The sequence below is a fragment of the Natronorubrum tibetense GA33 genome (assembly GCF_000383975.1).
GTDB classification, from domain to species: domain Archaea; phylum Halobacteriota; class Halobacteria; order Halobacteriales; family Natrialbaceae; genus Natronorubrum; species Natronorubrum tibetense.
The window spans coordinates 126680-147467 of the sequence record NZ_KB913017.1; the positions used below are offsets into that span (position 1 = coordinate 126680).

General features: G+C 63.1%; 21 protein-coding genes. 16 read left to right on the plus strand and 5 right to left on the minus strand.

What is annotated here, in order from left to right; all coding sequences use genetic code 11:
• The first annotated feature begins 16 nt into the window (after positions 1-16).
• On the plus strand, positions 17-415 hold the full coding sequence (locus tag NATTI_RS0100640; RefSeq protein WP_006091483.1) for a secondary thiamine-phosphate synthase enzyme YjbQ: 399 nt from the start codon (positions 17-19) through the stop codon (positions 413-415).
• A 13-nt stretch (positions 416-428) separates the two neighbouring features.
• Here NATTI_RS0100640 and NATTI_RS0100645 read toward each other — a convergent pair whose 3' ends face one another.
• The gene (locus tag NATTI_RS0100645; RefSeq protein ID WP_006091484.1) at positions 429-1088 is read right to left on the minus strand and encodes a glycerophosphodiester phosphodiesterase; all 660 of its coding nucleotides are present in this window, start codon (positions 1086-1088) and stop codon (positions 429-431) included.
• Positions 1089-1337: 249 nt separating this feature from the next.
• On the opposite strand from NATTI_RS0100645, the gene NATTI_RS0100650 reads away from it, so the two are divergent.
• Both NATTI_RS0100650 and NATTI_RS0100655 read left to right on the plus strand, forming a co-directional pair.
• Positions 1338-1787: a response regulator gene (locus NATTI_RS0100650; protein WP_006091485.1), complete on the plus strand. Its 450-nt coding sequence runs from the start codon at positions 1338-1340 to the stop codon at positions 1785-1787.
• A 113-nt stretch (positions 1788-1900) separates the two neighbouring features.
• Positions 1901-2620, plus strand: coding sequence for an SDR family oxidoreductase (locus tag NATTI_RS0100655; protein WP_006091486.1), 720 nt, complete (start codon positions 1901-1903; stop codon positions 2618-2620).
• A gap of 24 nt (positions 2621-2644) precedes the next feature.
• Here the strand turns inward: NATTI_RS0100655 and NATTI_RS0100660 are convergent, their stop codons facing one another.
• Positions 2645-4060 carry a sodium-dependent transporter gene (locus NATTI_RS0100660; RefSeq protein WP_006091487.1) on the minus strand — a complete coding sequence of 472 codons (1416 nt, stop codon included), beginning with the start codon at positions 4058-4060 and terminating at the stop codon, positions 2645-2647.
• 462 nt (positions 4061-4522) lie between these two features.
• Between NATTI_RS0100660 and NATTI_RS0100665 the strand changes: the two genes are divergently transcribed.
• The 4 genes from NATTI_RS0100665 to NATTI_RS0100680 all read left to right on the plus strand — a co-directional run bounded on the left by NATTI_RS0100665 (position 4523) and on the right by NATTI_RS0100680 (position 8482).
• Positions 4523-5638 (plus strand): branched-chain amino acid ABC transporter permease, encoded by a 1116-nt coding sequence (locus tag NATTI_RS0100665; protein WP_027119016.1) that lies wholly within the window; start codon positions 4523-4525, stop codon positions 5636-5638.
• Positions 5635-6945 (plus strand): branched-chain amino acid ABC transporter permease, encoded by a 1311-nt coding sequence (locus tag NATTI_RS0100670; RefSeq protein ID WP_006091489.1) that lies wholly within the window; start codon positions 5635-5637, stop codon positions 6943-6945. The genes NATTI_RS0100665 and NATTI_RS0100670 overlap by 4 nt, the downstream gene beginning before the upstream one ends.
• Before the next feature lie 74 nt (positions 6946-7019).
• Complete coding sequence (locus NATTI_RS0100675; RefSeq protein WP_394296418.1) at positions 7020-7778, plus strand: ABC transporter ATP-binding protein; 759 nt, start codon at positions 7020-7022, stop codon at positions 7776-7778.
• Positions 7778-8482, plus strand: a complete 705-nt coding sequence (locus tag NATTI_RS0100680) for an ABC transporter ATP-binding protein (protein WP_006091491.1) — start codon at positions 7778-7780, stop codon at positions 8480-8482. The genes NATTI_RS0100675 and NATTI_RS0100680 overlap by 1 nt, the downstream gene beginning before the upstream one ends.
• 181 nt (positions 8483-8663) lie before the next feature.
• Here the strand turns inward: NATTI_RS0100680 and NATTI_RS0100685 are convergent, their stop codons facing one another.
• Entirely contained in the window at positions 8664-9944 is a 1281-nt protein-coding gene (locus tag NATTI_RS0100685) for an ABC transporter substrate-binding protein (protein WP_006091492.1), read from the minus strand.
• A gap of 200 nt (positions 9945-10144) precedes the next feature.
• Entirely contained in the window at positions 10145-11386 is a 1242-nt protein-coding gene (locus NATTI_RS0100690) for an RNA-guided endonuclease InsQ/TnpB family protein (RefSeq protein ID WP_006091493.1), read from the minus strand.
• Positions 11387-11801: 415 nt separating this feature from the next.
• Here NATTI_RS0100690 and NATTI_RS0100700 point away from each other — a divergent pair, with 415 nt between their 5' ends.
• From NATTI_RS0100700 to NATTI_RS0100750, 9 genes are all read left to right on the plus strand, one after another.
• The gene (locus NATTI_RS0100700) at positions 11802-13346 is read left to right on the plus strand and encodes an acyl-CoA carboxylase subunit beta (RefSeq protein WP_006091495.1); all 1545 of its coding nucleotides are present in this window, start codon (positions 11802-11804) and stop codon (positions 13344-13346) included.
• Between the two features lie 3 nt (positions 13347-13349).
• The gene (locus NATTI_RS0100705) at positions 13350-13694 is read left to right on the plus strand and encodes a hypothetical protein (RefSeq protein ID WP_006091496.1); all 345 of its coding nucleotides are present in this window, start codon (positions 13350-13352) and stop codon (positions 13692-13694) included.
• Positions 13695-13808: 114 nt separating this feature from the next.
• The gene (locus NATTI_RS0100710; RefSeq protein ID WP_006091497.1) at positions 13809-13997 is read left to right on the plus strand and encodes a DUF7525 family protein; all 189 of its coding nucleotides are present in this window, start codon (positions 13809-13811) and stop codon (positions 13995-13997) included.
• 99 nt (positions 13998-14096) lie between these two features.
• Positions 14097-14321: a DUF7123 family protein gene (locus tag NATTI_RS0100715; RefSeq protein ID WP_006091498.1), complete on the plus strand. Its 225-nt coding sequence runs from the start codon at positions 14097-14099 to the stop codon at positions 14319-14321.
• Between the two features lie 88 nt (positions 14322-14409).
• A complete protein-coding gene (locus tag NATTI_RS0100720) occupies positions 14410-14856 on the plus strand; it encodes an SRPBCC family protein (RefSeq protein WP_006091499.1) in 447 nt (148 codons plus the stop codon).
• Complete coding sequence (locus tag NATTI_RS0100725) at positions 14856-15689, plus strand: carbon-nitrogen family hydrolase (RefSeq protein ID WP_006091500.1); 834 nt, start codon at positions 14856-14858, stop codon at positions 15687-15689. Before NATTI_RS0100720 ends, NATTI_RS0100725 begins: the two co-directional genes overlap by 1 nt.
• Positions 15690-16038: 349 nt before the next feature.
• Positions 16039-17871: an acetyl-CoA carboxylase biotin carboxylase subunit gene (locus NATTI_RS0100730; RefSeq protein ID WP_006091501.1), complete on the plus strand. Its 1833-nt coding sequence runs from the start codon at positions 16039-16041 to the stop codon at positions 17869-17871.
• Positions 17872-18702: 831 nt separating this feature from the next.
• Complete coding sequence (locus NATTI_RS0100745; RefSeq protein ID WP_006091503.1) at positions 18703-19059, plus strand: Htur_1727 family rSAM-partnered candidate RiPP; 357 nt, start codon at positions 18703-18705, stop codon at positions 19057-19059.
• On the plus strand, positions 19056-20267 hold the full coding sequence (locus NATTI_RS0100750) for a TIGR04347 family pseudo-SAM/SPASM protein (protein ID WP_006091504.1): 1212 nt from the start codon (positions 19056-19058) through the stop codon (positions 20265-20267). Before NATTI_RS0100745 ends, NATTI_RS0100750 begins: the two co-directional genes overlap by 4 nt.
• Positions 20268-20332: 65 nt before the next feature.
• Here NATTI_RS0100750 and NATTI_RS0100755 read toward each other — a convergent pair whose 3' ends face one another.
• Positions 20333-20740 carry a MoaD/ThiS family protein gene (locus NATTI_RS0100755; RefSeq protein WP_006091505.1) on the minus strand — a complete coding sequence of 136 codons (408 nt, stop codon included), beginning with the start codon at positions 20738-20740 and terminating at the stop codon, positions 20333-20335.
• Between the last annotated feature and the right edge of the window lie 48 nt (positions 20741-20788).

Consider the following 20788-nt stretch of genomic DNA (forward strand, 5'->3'; position numbering starts at 1 on the left):
CGACGAGAAGTCGCATATGACACGAGAGCTATTTTCCGTCGAGACCGACGCGCGGCTGACGACCGTCGACGTAACTGATCGGATCGCCGCGGCCGTTCCCGCTGACCTCGAGTCCGGGACGGCGACGGGGTTCGTCGAGCACACGACGGCCGGATTGATCGTCCAGGAGAACGAGTCGCGGTTACGCGGGGACCTCGAGTCGTTCCTCCGGGAGCTGGTTCCCGACGAGGGGCACGCACACGATCAACTGGATGGAAATGCGGATTCACACCTCCGAGCGGCGCTGCTCGGACCGGACGTGACGATACCGGTCGAAGACGGCAAGCTGGCGCTCGGAACGTGGCAGTCGGTACTGCTGGTCGAGTGCGACGGGCCGCGCACGCGGACGGTGTCCGTGACGACCGTCGGCGAGTAGCCTCCCGGGGTGCTCAGACTCGAATCGGTCGGTCCGCCGAGACGCAGTCGACGCCGCGCCACTCGAGCAGCTTCGCCGTAATACGACGCTCGAGCGACCACGCATGAATCTCGAGGTCGACCGACTTCGCTCGCGGGACGAGATTCGTCGTGAGACACCGCCAGTAGTTCGCGCCGATGACGTCGCAGTCGAGTTCGACCGCGGTCGTGACGGGCGTCTCGAGGCGGCGACTCACCAGCAGCCCCGTCGGCTGGCTGCGATCGACCTCGCGGATCGCCTCGAGTTCGGGCAGCAGAAAGGAGGTCGTGACGACGCGATTTTCGACATCTTCGATGGCCTCGAGGACGTCCGCGGCGATTCCGGTGGCCTTTATTTCGAGGTTAACTTCGACCTCCGGCGGAAGGGCCTCGAGCATCGCTTCGAGCGTGGGGACGCGTTCGCCGGAGCCGAGGACGGTGAGGGTCTCGAGTTCCTCGAGTGTGGTGTCGGCGACCGTCCCGTTGCTCCCGGTCACGCGGTCGATCGTGTCGTCGTGGATGACGACGAGTTCGCCCGACCCACACCGTCGAACGTCGAACTCGACGGCGTCCGCGTACTCGGCGGCCGATCGAATCGCTGCGATCGTGTTCTCGGGGGACGTGGCGGCAAAGCCTCGATGAGCGATCAGACGCATTCGGTGGGACAACGGCCGCAAGCGGCTTTAGTGGCTCGTTCGCTTCGAGACGCCGCGGCAGCGCCATCGGCCCGATCGACCGTCGCCCCGGACGGCTGCCGTCCAGCGATTCTCGGCGACACCCCGACGTGAGTTCCAAATTAGTTAGCAAGTACGGTTAAAGGCGTATCGGGGCTACGGGGAAACGATTACACTCCCCGATGCACCAGACACGAGTACGTCGTACTACCGCTAGGTGATGATCGAGTTATGACCGACCGAATCGACGATCCGATCACCGTTCTCCTCGTCGAGGACAATCCGGGCGACGTTCGACTCATACGGGACGCGTTCGAACAGCTCTCGACCGAGACGACGATTCACGTCGCTACCGACGGTGACGAGGCCCTCGAGTTCCTCACCGAGTGCCGGGACAGCGATCCAGACTCCGTCCCCGACCTCGTCCTCCTCGATCTGAACCTCCCTCGGATGACCGGCCTCGAGTTCCTCGAGACGATCAAAGACGACGCGACGCTCGCGCGGATTCCCGTCCTCGTCCTGACGAGTTCCGAGGCCGTCGAGGACGTCCTCGACAGCTACGAACTCTCGGCGAACGCCTATCTGACCAAGCCGACCGATCCGGATGAGTACGCGGCGATGGTCGAGGCTGTCGCGGAGTTCTGGCTCCAGAAGGCGGCGTTGCCACCGATCTTTTCGTAACGCTCGCTGCGGCTGTGCGTCGAGTGCCGTGTTTCCTTTCCGCGCGTCTGCAGTCTTGCCCGGCACCGGCAGGCCACCCCGAGATTAATCCGGCGGGCCGTGGCAGTGACGGTATGCCTTCGACCGAGTTTGATGTCGACTTCGACGGAACCGTTGCGGTGATCACGGGCGCGAGCGGGGCGCTCGGAAGTGCGGCGGTCGACCGCTTTCGGGCGGCCGGCGCGACCGTCTGCGCCGTCGATGTCGTCGCACCCGACGACGAGGACAGCTTGCTCGAGCCGGACGACCGAACCCACTTCTACGAGGGGGATCTGACCGACGAAGCCGACGTCGAGCGACTCGTCTCGGCTATCGTCGACGATCACGGCAGGATCGATCACCTGGTGAACATTGCAGGCACCTGGCGCGGCGGCAACCCGATCGAGGAGACCGAACTCGCCGAGTTCGACCTCCTCATGAACGTCAACCTGAAGACCGCGTTTCTGGCCGCGAAACATGCACTGCCGCACCTACAGGAGAGCGAGGGCTCGATCGTCAGCGTGAGCGCGCGGTCGTCGCTCGAGGGCGGCGAGGGCGATGGTCCCTACCGAATCACCAAGGCGGGAATTCGGCTGCTAACGGAGACGCTGGCCGAAGAGAACCGCGGCACGGTTCGAGCCAACTGCGTGATGCCGAGCGTGATCGACACCCCGATGAACCGCGAGATGATGCCCGATTCGGATCACGACTCGTGGGTCGATCCGTCCGAGATTGCAGAGGTAATGGCCTTTCTCTGTAGCGACGGTGCGTCAGTGACCAGCGGCGCGGCTGTGCCTGTGTACGGCGACGCGTGAAAGAGACGGCTCACTTGATGGCCGTTAGAGGTAGCCTTCCTCCTGCAGCCAGCCGTAGAGCTGATCCGGCTCGGTTCCGGTGAGGAACTCGACGTACTCGACGACGCCCAGCGCCAGCGTGACCACGAGGACGACGAGAATCGGCACGCGAATCGCCCAGATCCAGGCGGTACCGAGGGAGCCGAGGTCGCCGATCCCTTTCTCGAGTTCTCGGACGGCGAGTTTCGGCGTGATCCAGCCGACGAGGATGACCAGCATGAGCGCACCGAACACCAGCAAGACGCCGTCGGCGAAGCCGTCGAGCAGGTCGAGGAAGATCAGGTCGTAGGTGACCGGCACGCCCAGCAGGTAGATGACCCCACCCATCCCGAGCGCCGCCTTCCACCGTTCGACTCCCTTTTCGTCGATGACGTAAGCCGTTACGACCTCGAGCAGGGAGATCGCACTCGAGAGGGCGGCGATGGCGACGGTGCCGAAGAAGAGAAGCCCGATGAGATGGCCGCCGGGAATCGTCGCGAACGCCTCGGTCATCGAGACGAAAATCGCACCGGGACCACCATCGCCCGGCTCGGTGATACCGGCCGAGAAGAAGATGGGGAAGACGACCAGTCCGGTCAGGAACGCGATCCCGGTGTCGAAACCGATGATCGCCGTCCCGTCTTTGGCCAGATTTCGGTCCTCACCGAGGTAGGAGGCGTAGGTAATCATCACGCCCATCCCGAGCGAGAGCGTAAAGAAGGCCTGGCCGGCCGCTGCGGGGAGCAGTTCCATCCAGTTGTCGGCGATGACGCCGAACTCCGGTGAGAGATAGTACTCGTAGCCGGCACCGGCTTCGGGGAGCGTAAAGACCCAGACGGCCATCCCGACAAGCAGGACGACGATTGCGGGAACCATCACCTTCACCGCGAGTTCGATCCCCTGTCGGATCCCAAGCGCGACGACCCCGATGGTCACCGCCATGAAGATGGTGTGGAAGAAGAAGGCGTCCAGTCCGACCGACAGGTCGCCGAACATGAGAAGCGCCGCCGGCTCTCCGACTTCAGCCGCGGCGTCCTCGTAGCCGGCGAGGTGACTCGCGTAGCTCCCGCGCAAGCCCTCGAGGAAGTAGCGGATGAACCAGCCGGCGACGACGCTGTAGAACGAGAGGATGACGAAGCCGGTGACGATGAAGATGCCGCCGACGTACTTCCAGGCGTTACCGCCCAGTTCGATCAGCGCGCCGACCGGGTTTCGTTCGGTCTTCCGGCCGACGACGAACTCGACGAGAATCGCCGGGAAGCCGACCAACGCCACGAACAGAAGGTAGACGAGCAGAAACGCCGCACCGCCGCCTTCTCCCGTAACAAACGGAAACCGCCAGATGTTTCCTAATCCTACCGCGCTCCCGACCGCGGCGAGGATAAAGCCTGTTCGCGTCGCCCAGGTTTCGCGTTCTACCATACGGCAGCCAATCCAACCCACTTTTAAATGCCTTACTAGACATTGGAATTATCATATGAGAGTTGTCACCTCGGGTCGCTCGCTCGAGCGGACGGGACGATTCCGACAGCCCGTTGCAGGCTACTATTTTCATACGACAGGTCTATTGGTACCAATTGGCACGACTGCCAACAGTCGAAGAGCTATCAGTCGTACTATGTCTATTCCCGTCCGGTAAGTTACCGGTGAGTGCATCCCGGGAGCTGTCCGTTTTGAGGGTTCGTCGCCCTTCGATCAGTCGTCTGGCTGAACGAAAACGTCCGATTCGCTTGTCCACCGCCGAATTCAGGCTGTCAGGACGGCGACCACCGACGTGCTACCCCAGAATTTCGGATTGCGTTTCGGCTGTCAACAACAACCGTTCCCCACCACAACATATAACACACCTACGCAGAATCTAGCGACCAGAACGGAGGTTTGTGAATGTCTACCGTCGATACAGTAATCGATCGTGGCCGGGGGATGACCACCGAGCAGTTACTTCTGCTCGTCGTCGGACTCGGCGCGTTCCTGTTGCTCGGAGATCTGATTATCGGAATCCTCAACGGAACGTACAGTATCTCACGTGTCGCTCGATACGTGGTGGAAGGAACGCTTTACGGACTAATCATCGGGCTCGCAGGGATCGGGCTCTCGATGACCTACAGTATCCTCAACTTTGCGAACTTCGCACACGGGGACTACGTTACGTCGGGGGCGTTTTTCGGGTGGGGTGTTACCTATCTCGTTGCCGGCTGGGGGGCCGCTAGTTTCGGTCACTTGGTGCTCGTCGCCCCACAACGCGGCGTCGGTGGCGCACAACTCGAGATCGCGATCACCTCGACACCGTTCGCGATTATCGCGGGGCTACTCGTCGCCGGCGTCGGCACGGCCCTGTTCGTGTATCTGATCGACCGGATCGTCTACAAGCCGATGCGCGGCTCGGGTGGGATTCCGCTATTGATTACGAGTATCGGGGTCGCCTTCGCACTCCGCTATCTCATCGTGTTCGTCTACTCGAACCGCACGCGCGGAACGACCCTCGGTGGACTCCCCTCGTTCGATCTGCTGCTGGTCGACGGCTATGTCTCCATCGACGTCCACGACGGCACGCTGATCGTCGCCGCCGTGGCGCTTATGCTCGGCGTCCACCTGATGCTCCAGCGGACGAAACTCGGGAAGGCGATGCGAGCGATGTCGGACAACCGGGATCTCGCGCTCGTGACCGGGATTCCGACCGAACAGATCATTCGCTGGACCTGGATGATCGGTGGCGGGTTAGCCGGGAGTGCCGGCTACCTCATGGTGCTGTGGACGGGAACGATCGACTGGCAGTTCGGTTGGCTGCTCCTGTTGTTGATCTTCGCCGCGGTGATCCTCGGTGGGATCGGGTCGATCTACGGCGCCATCTTCGGCGGTCTGATTATCGGGATCAGCATGCACCTGTCGATGGTGTGGCTCCCCGGCGGTGACTTTACGACCATCACGGCGTTCCTGATCATGATTCTCGTCTTGATGATCAAACCATCCGGTCTCTTCGGAGGGAAGACAACAGCATGAGTACGAACACAACGGACAGGCGAGCCCAACTGGAATCGCTCTGGGAACACGATGCCGTCAAGATCCTCGCGGTCTTCGGCACGATCTACATCACCTACGCGCTGGTCGGCCTCGCGTTGGGTTACTCGCTCGACGGGATCGTCAACACCCTGCGGCGGATGACGTACCTGATCGCCGTCTACGGGATGGTGACGCTCGCGCTGAACCTCCACTGGGGGTACACCGGCCTCTTCAACATCGGTATCGCCGGCTTCATGGCGGTCGGGTTGTACGTCACGATGATCCTGGCGAAACCCGCCGATCCGACCGGTGCCGCCCAGTACGCCGGACTCGGACTGCCGATGCCGATCGCCATCATTGGCGGCGTCGTCGCCGCCGGACTCGCCGGACTGATCGTCGCGATTCCGGCGCTCAGGTTACGCGCTGACTACTTCGCGATCACGACGATCGCGTTCGCCGAGATCGTTCGGCTCGGGATCACCTCCGGGGCGTTACAGGAGTTTACGATTTTCGGCACCCAACTCGGCACCGGTGGCGGCCGCGGACTCATCCGGAACTACGACGACCCGATGAACGTGATCTTCGAACTCGAGGTGTTCAGTTCGTTCGTCGATCTGACCAACAGTTTGTTCGGGTTCGGGCCGACGCAGGCGCGGGCGCTCGCCTATTCGATGGTGTTGGTGCTGGTGCTCGTCGGGATCTACTGGCTCATCCAGCGAACCAGTCGGTCGCCGTTCGGTCGCGTGCTGAAGGCGATCCGGGAGGACGAGGAGGCGGCCCAGTCGCTCGGCAAGAACACGAACCACTTCAAGATCAAGGTGTTCGTGCTCGGTTGTGCGCTAATGGGGCTGGCCGGCATCCTCTGGCGCTTCCGCCGAACGGGTGTCACGCCGGAGGCGTTCCGCCCGCACGTGACGTTCTACATCTGGATCGCGCTGATCATCGGCGGCGCGGGCTCGAACACCGGCAGCGTGCTCGGGTCCGGGCTGTTCGTCGCCGTCCTCTTCGAGGGGCCGCAGTACTTCCGCAGACTCGTCGATCAGGTCATCACGTTCGGCGACGCGCCGAATACGTTCGCCGGCTCCGTCGCACCGATCCTCTCGGGAGACCCCGCGCCGTTCGTGCGCTACACCTTCGAGGAGTTCCGGACGCTCCAGTTCGTCCTGATGGGCGTCGCACTCATCTTCCTCATGCATCGTCGGCCCGAAGGATTACTGGGCCATCGTGAGGAAACGGCGGCGGCCATACCGTTGACGAGACGGCCAGGCGACGAGAGCACCGCCGGTCGCGGGGGTGATTCGTCGTGAGCGACACCGAAATCGAATCCTCGGAGCTACCGGACGATGCTGTCGATCCGGAACCGCAACGAAACGACGTCGAACTGTCCGTCGACGGACTCGTCAAACGCTTCGGCGGGATTACGGCAGTCGACGGCGCGAGCTTCGAGGTCGAATCCGGCGCGATGACCGGACTGATCGGTCCGAACGGGGCCGGGAAGTCGACGACGTTCCACTGCATCACGGGTATTCACCGCCCGGACGCTGGCACGGTGCGGTTTCAGGGACGGGATATCACGGGTATCAGACCCTACGAGTGTGCCGACTACGGACTCGTCCGAACGTTCCAGATCGCCCGCGAGATGGCCAACATGACGGTCCTCGAGAACCTGATGCTCCCGGCACAGAATCAGTTGGGCGAGCAGCTCTGGCGGTCGGTGCTGCCGTTCGCCCGCCAGGAGGTCGAACGGGAGGAACGCGAACTGCTCGAGCGCGTCTGGGAGGTCCTCGAGTTCTTCGAGATCGAACACATCGCCGAGGAGAAGGCGGGCAACCTCTCGGGCGGGCAGCGGAAACTGCTCGAGATGGCGCGGGCGCTGATGATCGAGCCGGAGATGCTGTTGCTCGACGAGCCGTTCGCAGGGGTCAACCCGACGCTCGAGCACAAACTCCTCGATCACATCCACGAACTCCGCGAAGAGGGCTACACCTTCCTCATCGTCGAACACGACATGGACCTTATTATGGAGAACTGCGAACGCGTTATCGTGATGCATCAGGGGTCGGTGCTGGCCGAAGGGGCACCCGAGACGATCACGTCGAACGAGCAGGTTATCGAGGCTTACCTCGGAGGTGAGGTCTGATGTCGATGCTCGACGTCAGCGGGCTCGACGCAGGCTACGGCGACCTGCAGATCCTGAGCGACATCGACCTCGCGGTCGCCGAAGAGGAGTACGTCGTCATCGTCGGCCCCAACGGGGCCGGGAAGTCGACGGCGATGAAATCCGTCTTCGGGCTGACGACGTACATGGGCGGCTCAGTCGAGTTCCGAGAAGCGGAGATTACCGGCCGCACGCCCGACGAGATCATCCACGAGGGGATCGGCTACGTCCCGCAGAACGACAACGTCTTCGCGTCGTTGACGGTTGAGGAGAACCTCGAGATGGGCGCGTACATCTTAGACGAGGTGCCCGAAGATGCGCTCGAGAGCGTCTACGACCAGTTCCCCATCCTGCGGGAGCGAAAGGACCAGAAGGCGGGCTCGATGAGCGGGGGCCAACAGCAGATGGTCGCGATGGGCCGTGCGCTGATGCTCGATCCGGATCTGCTGTTGCTCGACGAGCCGAGCGCTGGGCTGGCACCGGATCTGGTCGACGAGATGTTCGATCACGTCGACGCGATCAACGACAACGGGACGGCACTGCTCGTCGTCGAGCAGAACGCGAAGAAGGCGCTCCGACGCTGTGACCGGGGCTACGTGCTGGTCCAGGGCCAGAACCGCTACGTCGACTCCGGCGACGCGCTGTTGAACGACGAGGAGGTTCGCCAGCAGTTCCTCGGCGGGTAGTCGTCGTTCGATTCGGCTCATCCTGTTTTAATCGCAGATCGCTCGCTCACCGCGAGTTGCCACGCGGTCCCGCGCTGTAGTCCACCAGTTAACCGCGGTGTCGAAACCGGACGAACGTCGCTGTGGCTCGAGCAAGCCGTACGCCGACGCAAAAGAAATCGGATCTGTTCTCGGTCGTCGCTTACTCCGACAGTGCGGACTCGAGTTCGCCGCTGTAGGAGCCCTGCTCGGATTCGAAGGAGACCTGGTTGAGTCCCTCGCCGCCCTGTTCGTCTTCGAAGGCGCTCACGAACTGCTCGGACAGTTGCTGGCCGTAGTCGTTGTTGACGTACAGTGTCGCGACCGTCTCGGCCTCGAGACGGTTCGCGGCGACTTCGGCCATAACCTGCCCCTGCAGTAGGTCGCTGGGAGCAGTTCGGAAGAAGTAGCCGTCGTCGTCGATGTTCGAGAGGCTGAGCGCCGTACTGGACGGCGAACACTGGACGACGTTCGCACTGCTGCTGTCCCCGACGAACGAGACGGTGTTCCCGGACGACCCCGCGCCGACGATCGACGGATAGCCGGCGTCGATAAGCGCGCCACCGTTGCTGATGGTGGTGTCTTCGTCCGTCTCGGTGTCCTCGGCCTGCAGATCGATGTCGAAATCGGTACCGTCGAACTGGTCTGCGGCGAGTTCGCCAGCTTGAGCCATCGGCGTCCCGAGTTGTCCCAGGTCACCCGTCTCCGGGAGCAACATGGAGACCATCACGTCGTCGCGGTCCGTTCCGCCGGGGGAGTCGTCGGCCATCTCACCGTCGGGATCCGATCCCTCGAACGTGACCGTATCGACCGTCTCGACGCCGTCTCCACCGAGTTCCCAGATGTCGTAGGCCGCCTCCGCCGGGTCGCCGACGTCGTCGAAGTCGACGGTACTCGAGGCACCCTCGTAATTGATATCCTCGCCATCGGCAGCCGCTGCGGCCGCCTCCTCGAGTTCGCCCGGTCCGTACTCGTCGCCGTTGGGGTTCGCGATCCGTCGCATCTGGCCGCGGATCGCTTCGCCGTCGTTCTCGCCGGCCGCGATGTTCGCCAGGATACACACGGCGACGGCGTCGAACGTGTGTGCGGTGAAGACCCCTGGGGTCGCGTCGTACTCGTCCTCGTAGAGGTCGGTGTACGCCGCTTCGTTCGGCCCGTCCGAGGACGGACCCGTCCCGGTGACGTTCTCCATGTCGTTCCCGACTTCGTTCGGGAGGTCGCCGTCTTGCATCCCGTCCGGAACGATGATTTCGGTTCCGTTGTCGTGGTCGGAGTAGAAATCTCGGAAGATCTGAATGCCGCTCTCGGGATAGCCGATGATGTTCAGGACGTCCGGTCCGTCACCGCCGACCTCGTCTTCGTCCCCGATACAGCCGGCGAGGCCGACCGTACCAACAGCGCCGATACTACCGAGCACCCGTCGTCGATTGAGTCGCTGCACCATGGGTAACAGTGGCAACAACTCCTATATATGTCTTTTGTGAACGGTATACATGGTTTCTGAGTGTGGGATTAACATCTCGAATATCTGTACTATTTTCACTTGATCTTCGATAATCGCTCCGAATATCTAATTTAGCTGCGCTGGCTGCCGAATAACTCGCGAAATGGATTCCACGTAGCTTCGTTGTGAACTACCCTACTCTACTCGCTCACGACTGACGCCGTTCGCTCCTTGAGGGGAGGGCTTCCTGCTTCCATGACGCGCTTTGCAGACACAGGCGTATCCACAGGGAGCGCAGTCTCCACAGGCGTTGATTCGGAGTAAACCACTCCTACGTCTTCGAGGCCGCGAGAAAGAATATTCCACGCCGCGTTCGCGTCCCTGTCCGCCTCAAACCCGCATGAGGGACAGGAGTGTTCACGGATCCACAACGGCTTCTCCGTCGAGACACCGCACGACGCACACTCTTTGGTCGTCCCTCTCGGGTTGACCGCGACGAAGTGCGTTCCCTCCCGCTCACACTTGTATTCGAGCAACGAGAGGAAGGTTCGCCATGCGGCGGAGGCGGTATTGCGGCTGTTTGACGGTGACTCCACCATCCCCTTCACGTTCAGGTCTTCGACCGCTACGAAGTCGTACTCCCGAGCGTAGTAGTTCGAGAGTTTGTGCAGGAAGTCGCGGCGCTTCCGGCGGAGGTCAGCATGACACTCCGCAACGCGCCGTCGTTGCTTCTCGTAGTTGTTCGACCCGTGTTGCTTCCGCGAGAGTTTCCGGTGCTCGCGCTCCAAGCGTTCGCGCTCGTCGGAGAGGTCAAGCGACCCGACTGCCGTGCCGTCAGTGTCGTGGGCGTACTTGAGAATCCCCACGTCGATACCGACGCACTTCTCGGGACTCTCGGGCGGTTCGGGTGGCTCGCGGTCCATTTGGATACCGAACGTGGCGAACCACTCGCCCGTCGGTTCCTTTTTCACCGTGACTTGCTTGAGCTTCGCGTCGTCGGGGATGGCGCGGTGAAGCCGAATCGGAATGTCTGCGAGTTTCGAGAGTGACAGGACAGTCTGACCGCCCTTCTTGTCGAGCTTGAAGCCAGACTGACTGTACGTGAAACTGCGAAACTCCCGTGGCGGCTTCCAGTTGAGTTGACCGACACCGTATCCGTTCTTCTTGAGCGCCGAGAGTCCTTTCAGGTTGTCGAACAGGCGTTCCACGACGGTTTGGAGAACCTTCGAGTACACGTCGGAGAGGCCGTCCCACCACTTCTTGAGGTCGGGCAGTTCCGACCGTAGTGTGGTCATGGACGGCAGTTCACCGTGTTCGTCTTGGTACTCGTTGAGGCGGTAGAGCGTGTGGTTGTACAGTTGCCTACAAATATCGCGGTGACGGTCCAACTCCTCGCGGTGGGCGTCAGACGGTTTGAGGCGGTATTTGTAGGCGTAGTACATCCGTTACTCTCGTTCCTCAATCAGTTCGTCCAACTGCTCGCGGACGAACGACGAGAGGTTGAGGTGTTGGTCCTCAATCCACTCATCTTGGTCCTCCCGAATCGTGATTGTCTTCCGTTTCACCGTAATGCACGGTATGCACGTTGCACGCATAATGGTTTTGGCGAGACGTTGGCCTGTGGGCCGAGCGTCGAACGTGTATGAAAACTGTGCGGCGCTGTATTCCCTCCCTGCTCGCGCCTTCCCTTTTCGGTCGGCGCTCGCTGAGGAAAGGGGCTTAGCGCCTCTATTCAGCTAACCCGACAACATGGGTGATATTCACACACATGGCTGGGATAATACTACGAGTTACCGAACGCTTTTGAGGAACGTGGTCGTTTCCTCGGGCAATGAACGGGAGGGTTCATGAATGACCATGGAGGATCGGATCGACGAACTCGAGAAGCTTCGCGAAGAGGCCCGTCTCGGCGGTGGCGAGGAGCGAATCGAGAAACAACACGACAAGGGGAAGATGACCGCTCGCGAGCGGATCGACTACTTCCTCGACGAGGGGACCTTTACCGAGTTCGACCAGCTTCGGACCCACCAGACCAGTCAGTTCGGGATGGAAGAGAAGAAGGTGCCCGGCGACGGCGTCGTCACGGGCTACGGCGAGGTCAACGGGCGCACGGTCTTCGTCTTCGCCCACGACTTCACCGTCTTCGGCGGCTCGCTCGGCGAGGTCTTCGCCGAGAAGATCTGCAAGGTCATGGATATGGCCATGGAAGTGGGCGCGCCCATCGTCGGACTGAACGACTCCGCGGGCGCTCGCATTCAGGAGGGCGTCAAGAGCCTCGCCGGCTTCACCGAAATCTTCCGCCGCAATCAGGAAGCCAGCGGCGTCGTCCCGCAGATCTCCTCTATCATGGGACCCTGTGCCGGCGGCGCGGTCTACTCGCCGTCGATCACCGACTTCATCTTCATGGTGAAAGACACGAGCCACATGTACATCACCGGGCCCGGCGTCACCAAGACCGTCACCGGGGAGGAAGTCACACATGAGGAACTGGGCGGCGCGATGACCCACGCCGGGAAGACCGGCGTCGCCCAGTTCGCCTGCGAGAGCGAGGAACAGGCCTTAGACGATATCAAGCGACTGCTCTCCTATCTCCCCCAGAACAACGTCGAGGACCCGCCACGCGTCGAGCCGTGGGACGACCGCGACCGCCGCGACGAGGAACTCAAGTCGATCGTGCCGCCAAGTCCGCAAAAGCCCTACGACATGACCGACGTCATCGACAGCGTCGTCGACGAGGGCTCGTTCTTCGAGGTCGCGGACAACTTCGCCAAGGAGATCGTCGTCGGCTTTGGCCGTCTGGACGGCCGCTCGGTCGGGCTTGTCGCCAACCAGCCCCGCGTCAACGCCGGCACGCTCACCGTCGACTCCTCGATGAAGGGATCGCGATTCATCCGCTTCTGTGACTCCTTTAACATCCCCATCGTCACCTTCGTCGACGTCCCCGGCTACATGCCCGGGACCGACCAGGAACACCGCGGAATCATCCGACACGGTGCGAAACTCCTCTACGCGTACTCGGAGGCGACCGTCCCGCTGCTTACCGTCATCACCCGGAAGGCCTACGGCGGTGCCTACTGCGTCATGGCCTCTAAAAATCTCGGCGCTGACGTCAACTACGCCTGGCCGACCGCCGAAATCGCGGTCATGGGTCCCCAGGGTGCGGTCAACATCCTCTACCGCAAAGAACTCGCCGAGTCCGACAACCCTGACGAGTTGCGCGACGAACTCATCGAAGAGTACCGCGAGGAGTTCGCCAACCCGTACACTGCAACGGACAAAGGCTTCCTCGACGACGTCATCGTCCCGACCGAGACCCGACCGCGGCTGATCGACGACCTCGAGATGCTCCAAACCAAACGCGAACAGAACCCGGACAAGAAACACGGAAACATTCCCCTGTAACGCATGGCATCCCAGAAACAGGCAGATGCGGCCGGTGCGGGTCAGTCCGCGACGGACGAGGAAAGCGGGACGGCCGCGAGAGTGCTCCCCGCCGACGTCACCCTCGAACTTCCCGACGATGCGAACGACGAGGAGGCCGCGGCCATCGCAGCAGCCGTCGGCGCACATCTCCACGACCACGCGCTGGCGGTCGCCGCAGCGGCGGCCGCGGACGGCGAGGAGACGTGGGACGAGAAGCGCTGGGCGTTCGCGGGTCGGATTCGGGCCCAGCAGTCACGGACCGTCCGCGTCCCGCGTGACGCGCCGACGAACGCCTGGTCGGCTGCCGGACGAACCGATCTGTTCTGACGCGGAGTCAACCGCTGTCTTTCTGTACGCTTGCCCCTCGAGTTCGGCCTCGCGCGTCTACCGTCTTGGGAATCAATGAATGCAATTAAGAGACCCCACACACAACCCCCGAGCATGGCCACGGAAACCGAGTCTACGACGGATATGGGTGTTGGACTGGCGCTCGCGCTCGGCGCAGTCGCGGCGATCGGTGCACTGTTGATGTTTGTCGGTGCACCAGATATGACGGCTGCCTGGGGGTTCGCGGCGGCAATGGTCTTTAGCTCGCTGGCGGTCGTCGGCATCCACCTTTACTGGGACTGACCCTCACACCGGTCGAAACGCCGGTGACAGTCAGCGCAATCGACCTGAAACGGCCTATAAAAGTTAAGAGCAACGACGCCCTAGAGACAACCACGGACGATGACCGACTACTCCAACGAAGAGCAGCGAATTCTCTCACACCTCCGAGAGAGCGCCGCCCGAGGTGAACAGTACTTCCGGGCGAAGAACATCGCGGACGCGATCGGATTGTCCTCGAAACAGGTAGGTGTCCGTCTCCCCCACCTCGCGGAGAAAGCCGACGAGGTCGACATCGAAAAGTGGGGCCGTGCCCGTTCGACGACCTGGAAAGTCACCATTAGTTAAATCCACGTACACACGCGATTTCGCGTGTCCGGACGTCATCCCCGCTCGGTCCACGGTCTTTTTAATAGTGACTCACGCTAGTAGAGCCATGACTGTACGGGTCGACCGTTCGTTCGAGCTGTCGGCATCACCCGAACGCGTCTGGGAGTTCATCGCCGACCCGGAGAACCGGGCTCAGGCAATCAGCGTCGTCCAGGAGTATACCGCCGACGACCCTGAGGGTCGGCGAGTAACCTGGCACGTCGAGTTGCCGATCCCGCTCGTCCGCAAGACCGTCGCCGTCGAGACCGAGGATGTCACGCGCGAGCCACCGGAGTACGTCGAGTTCGTGGGGAAATCGAAGGTAATGCGGGTCACCGGGAAACACGAGATCGTCGAGACGGAAGACGGGGCCCGCCTCGAGAACAACTTCACCGTCGACGGAAAACTCCCCGGCGTCGAGAAGTTCTTCAAGCGGAATCTGGACGGGGAACTCGAGAATCTCCGCCGGGCGCTAGAGCGGGATATCGAGCGGACCCGGTCGGAGGAGTCGTGATGGCGGCCTCGACCGCGGACGGACTCCGGGTCGCGCTCGCCCAGATCGAGGTCGAACCCACCGAGGTCGACGCGAACGTCGAGCGAGCCCTCGAGGCGGTCTCGAGCGCCGCCTCCCGCGGCGCGGATTTGGTCGCGCTCCCGGAACTGTTCAACGTGGGGTACTTCGCGTTCGACAGCTACGAGCGCCTCGCCGAGCCGTTCGAGGGGGAGACGTTCACGCGACTCCAAGAAGCCGCGGCCGAGCACGATATTTCTGTCCTCGCGGGGAGTATCGTCGAGGATCTGGCGGCCACCGAGGCCGTCGCAACGCCCGCCGAAGCGGGACTCGCGAACACGGCCGCGCTGTTCGACTCCAACGGCGACCGTCAACTCGTCTACCGGAAACACCACCTCTTTGGCTACCAGTCCGCCGAGTCGGAACTGCTCGTCCCCGGCGAGCGCATCGAAACCGCCGAAATCGGCGGCGTCACCGTCGGCGCGACCACCTGTTACGATCTGCGATTTCCGGAGCTCTACCGACGGCTGATCGACGCCGGCGCGGAACTGGTGCTCGTGCCGAGCGCGTGGCCCTATCCGCGGATCGAACACTGGGAGACGCTGTCGCGTGCCCGCGCGATCGAAAATCAGTGTTTCGTCGCGACGATCAACGGCTCCGGCGAGTTCGACGACGCCGACGCGACCTTACTCGGCCGCTCGACGGTCTACGATCCCTGGGGAACGACGCTGGCCTCAAGCGGTGACGAGCCGGCGCTGGTCGTGTCCGATATCGATCTCGGCTCGCTCGAGCGCGTGCGCGAGGATTTCCCGGCGCTCCGGGATCGGCGACTGTAGTCTCGAGATGCGCAATCGACGATCGCGACCGACCGAGCGCGGGCGAAACCGTCAGGCGACGAGACGATCCCGCGACCGCTGACTTTTTATCCCGTGGCGGCAATCGTTCAAGTGCCGGTTGACAGGCGCTTTTCACGTCACGACCGGCACTGCGCGTCGCTCCGGCCCGTCGCTCGCTCGTCTCCCGGGAACGAGCGACTCACTCCGCCCCACGTCTCGCCCACTCCCTCGTCCACATCCCTTTCGGACGAACTAACTCGAATTCGAGTACATAGCCGTTGCCCTATCCATCCAGTGGCGACCCGTTGCGAAAAAGTAACGTAGCCGGTTCGCGTCTGTTTTGCCAGGAATGTTCAGGAAGGTTCTCGTCGCGAACCGAGGGGAGATCGCTGTTCGAGTGATGCGAGCGTGCGAGGAGTTGAATATCGGCACGGTTGCCGTCTACTCCGACGCCGACTCGGACGGCGGACACGTCCGCTACGCCGACGAAGCGTACAACGTCGGCCCGGCCCGGGCGGCGGACTCGTATCTCGATCACGAGGCCGTCATCGACGCCGCACGTCGCGCGGACGCCGACGCGATTCACCCCGGCTACGGCTTCCTCGCAGAGAACGCCGAGTTCGCGAGCAAAGTCGAAGCCGCAGAGGGGATCACCTGGATCGGTCCACAGAGCGACGCGATGGAGTCGTTGGGCGAGAAGACCAAGGCGCGGACGATAATGAACGAGGCCGACGTGCCGATCGTTCCCGGCACGACCGACCCCGTCACCGATCCCGAGGAGGTCAAAACGTTCGGCGAGGAACACGGCTACCCGATCGCTATCAAGGCCGAAGGCGGCGGTGGCGGCCGCGGGATGAAGGTCGTCTGGGACGAAAGCGAAGTCGAGGACCAACTCGAGAGCGCCCAGCGCGAGGGCGAGGCCTACTTCGACAACGACTCGGTCTATCTCGAGCGATACCTCGAACAGCCACGTCACATCGAAGTCCAGATCGTCGCCGACCACCACGGCAACGTCCGCCACCTCGGGGAGCGCGACTGTTCGCTCCAGCGGCGTCACCAAAAGGTCATCGAGGAGGGGCCGTCGGCGGCCCTCTCGGACGAACTGCGCGAGAAGATCGGCGAGGCCGCCCGTCGGGGCGTCTCCGCCGCGGAGTACACCAACGCCGGTACCGTCGAGTTCCTCGTCGAGGAGGAAGAGCGCGAGCCGGGCGAACTGCTCGGACCCGACGCCAACTTCTACTTCCTCGAGGTCAACACCCGAATTCAGGTCGAACACACCGTCACCGAGGAGATCACGGGCATCGATATCGTCAAGCGCCAGATTCGAGTCGCCGCCGGCGAGGAGATCGACTTCGAGCAGGACGAAGTCGACATCGACGGCCACGCGATGGAGTTCCGAATCAACGCCGAGAACGCGGCCAACGACTTTGCGCCGGCGACCGGCGGCACGTTAGAGACGTACGACCCACCGGGCGGCGTCGGCGTCCGCATGGATGATGCCCTGCGACAGGGCGACGACCTCGTCACCGACTACGACTCGATGATCGCGAAACTCGTCGTCTGGGGCGAGGACCGCGACGAGTGTATCGAGCGCTCGCTGCGCGCCCTGCGGGAGTACGAGATCGAAGGGATCCCGACGATCATTCCGTTCCACCGTCTGATGCTGACCGACGAGGAGTTCGTCGCGAGCACGCACACGACGAAGTATCTCGACGAGGAGATCGACGAGAGCCGCATCGAGGAGGCCCAGGTACAGTGGGGCGGCGACATCGGCGACGGCGGAAGCGGTGACGACGAGGAGACCGTCGAACGCGAGTTCACCGTCGAGGTCAACGGCAAGCGCTTCGAGGTCGAACTCGAGGAACACGGCGCGCCCGCCATCCCGGCCGGCGACGTCGACGTCGGCGGCGGTGCCCAACCGCCACAGCCCGCGGGCGGGGACAGCGGCGGAGCAGACCTCGAGGGCAGCGGCGAGACGGTCGACGCAGAGATGCAGGGGACGATCCTCGACGTGAACGTCGAGGAAGGCGACGAGGTTGCCGCCGGCGACGTGCTCGTCGTCCTTGAGGCGATGAAGATGGAGAACGACATCGTTGCCTCCAAGGGCGGCACCGTCACCGAGATCGCCGTCGAGGAAGACCAGAGCGTGGATATGGGCGACGTGCTGGTCGTCCTCGAGTAGGGCGATATCGGTCTCGAGTAGCGCGTCTATTTCTCACGAGTTGCGTCGTCTCGATCGATTCGGCGCGTTCGGCCGGCCGATGAGTCGTTCTCGGAATAGAGTGGAATTGGTTTCGGGTTCCGTCAGTGAATATGTGCGGGCCAGCTGTGAAGAGGGGAGGCTCGAAACGGCCGTTGCACGCGGCCTCGAGCGATCTCCGTTCGACGCCGCTGCGACGACACCGTCTCGCCCGGTCGTCTTCGGACGATCGGTGCGCAGGTGACACACCGGACGATCGGTTCGGGTGGATCCGGAGCGACACCGGATTCGGGGTGGTGCCCGACTCCGGCGTCTGACTGGTCAGTCATTGGTGTTCCGGCCACCCGCCGACCCGTCCTCGGTCACGGTTGCGACGGCTGGTATCGTTCGCGGACGCCGAGTGTTCTACTACGAGAACGTCTCGAACGCTACGCGCCGCGTTCCGTTCGCTCTTCCCTCGCGTGGCCGTGAATCGAGCTTCGCCGTACGCTCACGGCTTTGCCGTTCGCGTCTTCGAGACTCTCCCGAGAGTCGGGATTCGCTCTGCTCACCTCGATCCAGCACGTGCCGTTGCACGTGGTTCTGTCCGCGGCGTTTCTCCGGTCAATCGCCGCATATCAGGGCTGGCGGTCGCTCGGCCGTATCGAGGGTACCGAGGCGCATCGTCGGCTATCGACGACGATCGGTTGAATAGCTCTCCGTCGTTCTCGTCGGTCGGGAACACTGCCGAACGGGTTCGGTAGGCGGGTGGGAAGTTCCCACGCGATGGGAGTTTCAGTGAAGGCTCTTCGGCCGGGTTCCCTACGTGTCCGCATGGTCGAGAAGGCACGACGAGAGCGCGTAGCTACCGATGATCGGGGAAATCCGACACAGCAGTGGGACGTGTTCTGCCGGGACGAGCCCGACGAGCCGCTGCGTCACGTCGGCAGTGTGGCCGCCGCAAGCGGGACGGAAGCCCACGAACACGCCTCGAGGCTGTTCGGCTGGTCCGCCGTCGACGTCTGGCTCTGTCCGGCCGACGACGTGGAGCGCTACTCGACGCGGGGGCTCGAGTCGGACGCGGACGAACCGCACGACCGAGACGACCCCGACGAGCGCGACGAACCGCGCGTTTACGAGGAGACCGAAGGCGAAGCGCGCGATGAGGAGAAACGGGTGACCGACGCGTGATCTCGATCAGCAAACTCCTCTGTGACCTCGACGCCGAAGGGGACGGCCTGCGCTACGACGCTGCGGCCGACTCCTCGAAGCCCCAGATCACCGAGGACAAACAGCGCAGGCCGGTCGTCGTCTGGAACGCAACCCGGCGGTGTAACCTCTACTGCTCGCACTGTTACGCCGGCGCGGATCTCGAGGCCGCGCCGGGCGAGTTCTCGACGGGCGAGGCGAAGACGTTCCTCGCACAACTCGCCGACTACGGGGCCCCCGTCGTGCTCTTTTCGGGGGGCGAACCGCTCGTTCGCGAGGATCTGGTCGAACTCGTCGATCACGCCGCGGATCTCGGTCTCCGGCCGGTGCTCTCCTCGAACGGCACGCTGCTCACGCGCGAGAAAGCCGCGGCGCTGCGGGACGCTGGACTCCAGTACGCCGGCATCTCGGTCGACGGACTTCCCGAACGAAACGACCGATTCCGAGGGCAAGACGGCGCGTTCGAGGCCGCCGTCCGCGGCATCGAGAACTGTCTCGAAGTCGGGCTCAAGACCGGGCTACGGTACACGATCACCGAGGCCAACGCGCCCGATCTCGAGGGCGTCGTCGACTTGCTCGCCGAGAAGGGGCTCGACCGGTTCTGTTTCTACCACCTCGATTACGGCGGCCGCGGGGCCGATATCGTCGATATCGATCTCTCTCCCGAAAAGAAACGCGAGGCCGTCGAGCGAGTCGCGGACCTCACGCTCGACTACCACGACCGCGGCGAGGAGATCGAGACCCTGTTGGTGGGCAACTACGCCGACGCCGCCTTCCTCGTCGAGTACGCCCGCGAGGAGTTCGGCGAGGCGAAAGCGCAGGCCGTCTACGACCACCTCGAGCGAAACGGCGGCGACCCGACGGGCGAGCGAATCGCCGACGTCGACTACGCGGGCAACGTCCACCTAACCCAGTTCTGGCAGGGCTACAGCCTCGGCAACGTCCGGGATCGGCCGTTCGGCGAGATCTGGGAGGACGAGTCGAACCCGCTCTTACACGCGCTTCGCAATCGCGAGGAGCACCTCACTGGGACGTGTGCGGACTGTCAGTACCAGTCGATCTGTCGCGGCGGCTCCCGACTGCGTGCGCTGGCAACTACCGGCGATCTGTTCGCCCCCGATCCGCAGTGTTACCTCCACGAGGGCGAACGGCGCGGCGATAACCACGTTTCCGGCGGCGTCGCGGACTGAAATCGGGGCACGAGCGGGGCCGCGTCGGATCCAAACCGTTGCTCCGAACCCGTTCGGAGACCGGCTCAGCAACAGAACATGAACGGGTAGATGAGGGCCACGCGGTCGCCCTCCTCGAGTTCGGTCTCGAGCCCCTCGAAATGTTCGTTGAACCGGCCGTTGATGCAGACGCGAGCGAACGCTCGGGTTTGCTCGCCTTCGGGGTTCTTGCGCCAGGTGCCGGGCAGTTCCTCGGGCGCACGCGCCCAGCCGTGGGCGGTCGCCTCCGCTTCGGTTTCCGCGATAAGCATCTCCTCGACGTCGTACTCGGCGAAAAAGGCCTCGAGGAAATCTCGAAGCCGGTCGCCCGCGAAGGTGTACTCGAGTTCGTGGGTACCCACGGCGTCGCGAACGTGGCCGGTGCAGCGGACGGTGACGGTCGTTTGCCCTCGCTCCTGTTCTCGCGCGTCTTGGTGAACCTGCTCGGCGATCATATCCGTCCGTACGGCCGCGAGCCGCAACCGTCCGTCCCCGAATATGTT

Excerpts from the sequence above, each read along its gene's own strand:
- NATTI_RS0100660 (WP_006091487.1), bottom strand. The coding sequence starts at position 4,060 with ATGGTAGAACGCGAAACCTGGGCGACGCGAACAGGCTTTATCCTCGCC.
- NATTI_RS0100665 (WP_027119016.1), top strand. The coding sequence starts at position 4,523 with ATGTCTACCGTCGATACAGTAATCGATCGTGGCCGGGGGATGACCACC.
- NATTI_RS0100700 (WP_006091495.1), top strand. The coding sequence starts at position 11,802 with ATGGAGGATCGGATCGACGAACTCGAGAAGCTTCGCGAAGAGGCCCGT.
- NATTI_RS0100670 (WP_006091489.1), top strand. The coding sequence starts at position 5,635 with ATGAGTACGAACACAACGGACAGGCGAGCCCAACTGGAATCGCTCTGG.
- NATTI_RS0100680 (WP_006091491.1), top strand. The coding sequence starts at position 7,778 with ATGTCGATGCTCGACGTCAGCGGGCTCGACGCAGGCTACGGCGACCTG.
- NATTI_RS0100645 (WP_006091484.1), bottom strand. The coding sequence starts at position 1,088 with ATGCGTCTGATCGCTCATCGAGGCTTTGCCGCCACGTCCCCCGAGAAC.
- NATTI_RS0100705 (WP_006091496.1), top strand. The coding sequence starts at position 13,350 with ATGGCATCCCAGAAACAGGCAGATGCGGCCGGTGCGGGTCAGTCCGCG.
- NATTI_RS0100710 (WP_006091497.1), top strand. The coding sequence starts at position 13,809 with ATGGCCACGGAAACCGAGTCTACGACGGATATGGGTGTTGGACTGGCG.
- NATTI_RS0100730 (WP_006091501.1), top strand. The coding sequence starts at position 16,039 with ATGTTCAGGAAGGTTCTCGTCGCGAACCGAGGGGAGATCGCTGTTCGA.
- NATTI_RS0100725 (WP_006091500.1), top strand. The coding sequence starts at position 14,856 with ATGGCGGCCTCGACCGCGGACGGACTCCGGGTCGCGCTCGCCCAGATC.
- NATTI_RS0100640 (WP_006091483.1), top strand. The coding sequence starts at position 17 with ATGACACGAGAGCTATTTTCCGTCGAGACCGACGCGCGGCTGACGACC.
- NATTI_RS0100715 (WP_006091498.1), top strand. The coding sequence starts at position 14,097 with ATGACCGACTACTCCAACGAAGAGCAGCGAATTCTCTCACACCTCCGA.
- NATTI_RS0100745 (WP_006091503.1), top strand. The coding sequence starts at position 18,703 with ATGGTCGAGAAGGCACGACGAGAGCGCGTAGCTACCGATGATCGGGGA.
- NATTI_RS0100720 (WP_006091499.1), top strand. The coding sequence starts at position 14,410 with ATGACTGTACGGGTCGACCGTTCGTTCGAGCTGTCGGCATCACCCGAA.
- NATTI_RS0100690 (WP_006091493.1), bottom strand. The coding sequence starts at position 11,386 with ATGTACTACGCCTACAAATACCGCCTCAAACCGTCTGACGCCCACCGC.
- NATTI_RS0100655 (WP_006091486.1), top strand. The coding sequence starts at position 1,901 with ATGCCTTCGACCGAGTTTGATGTCGACTTCGACGGAACCGTTGCGGTG.
- NATTI_RS0100650 (WP_006091485.1), top strand. The coding sequence starts at position 1,338 with ATGACCGACCGAATCGACGATCCGATCACCGTTCTCCTCGTCGAGGAC.
- NATTI_RS0100685 (WP_006091492.1), bottom strand. The coding sequence starts at position 9,944 with ATGGTGCAGCGACTCAATCGACGACGGGTGCTCGGTAGTATCGGCGCT.
- NATTI_RS0100755 (WP_006091505.1), bottom strand. The coding sequence starts at position 20,740 with ATGATCGCCGAGCAGGTTCACCAAGACGCGCGAGAACAGGAGCGAGGG.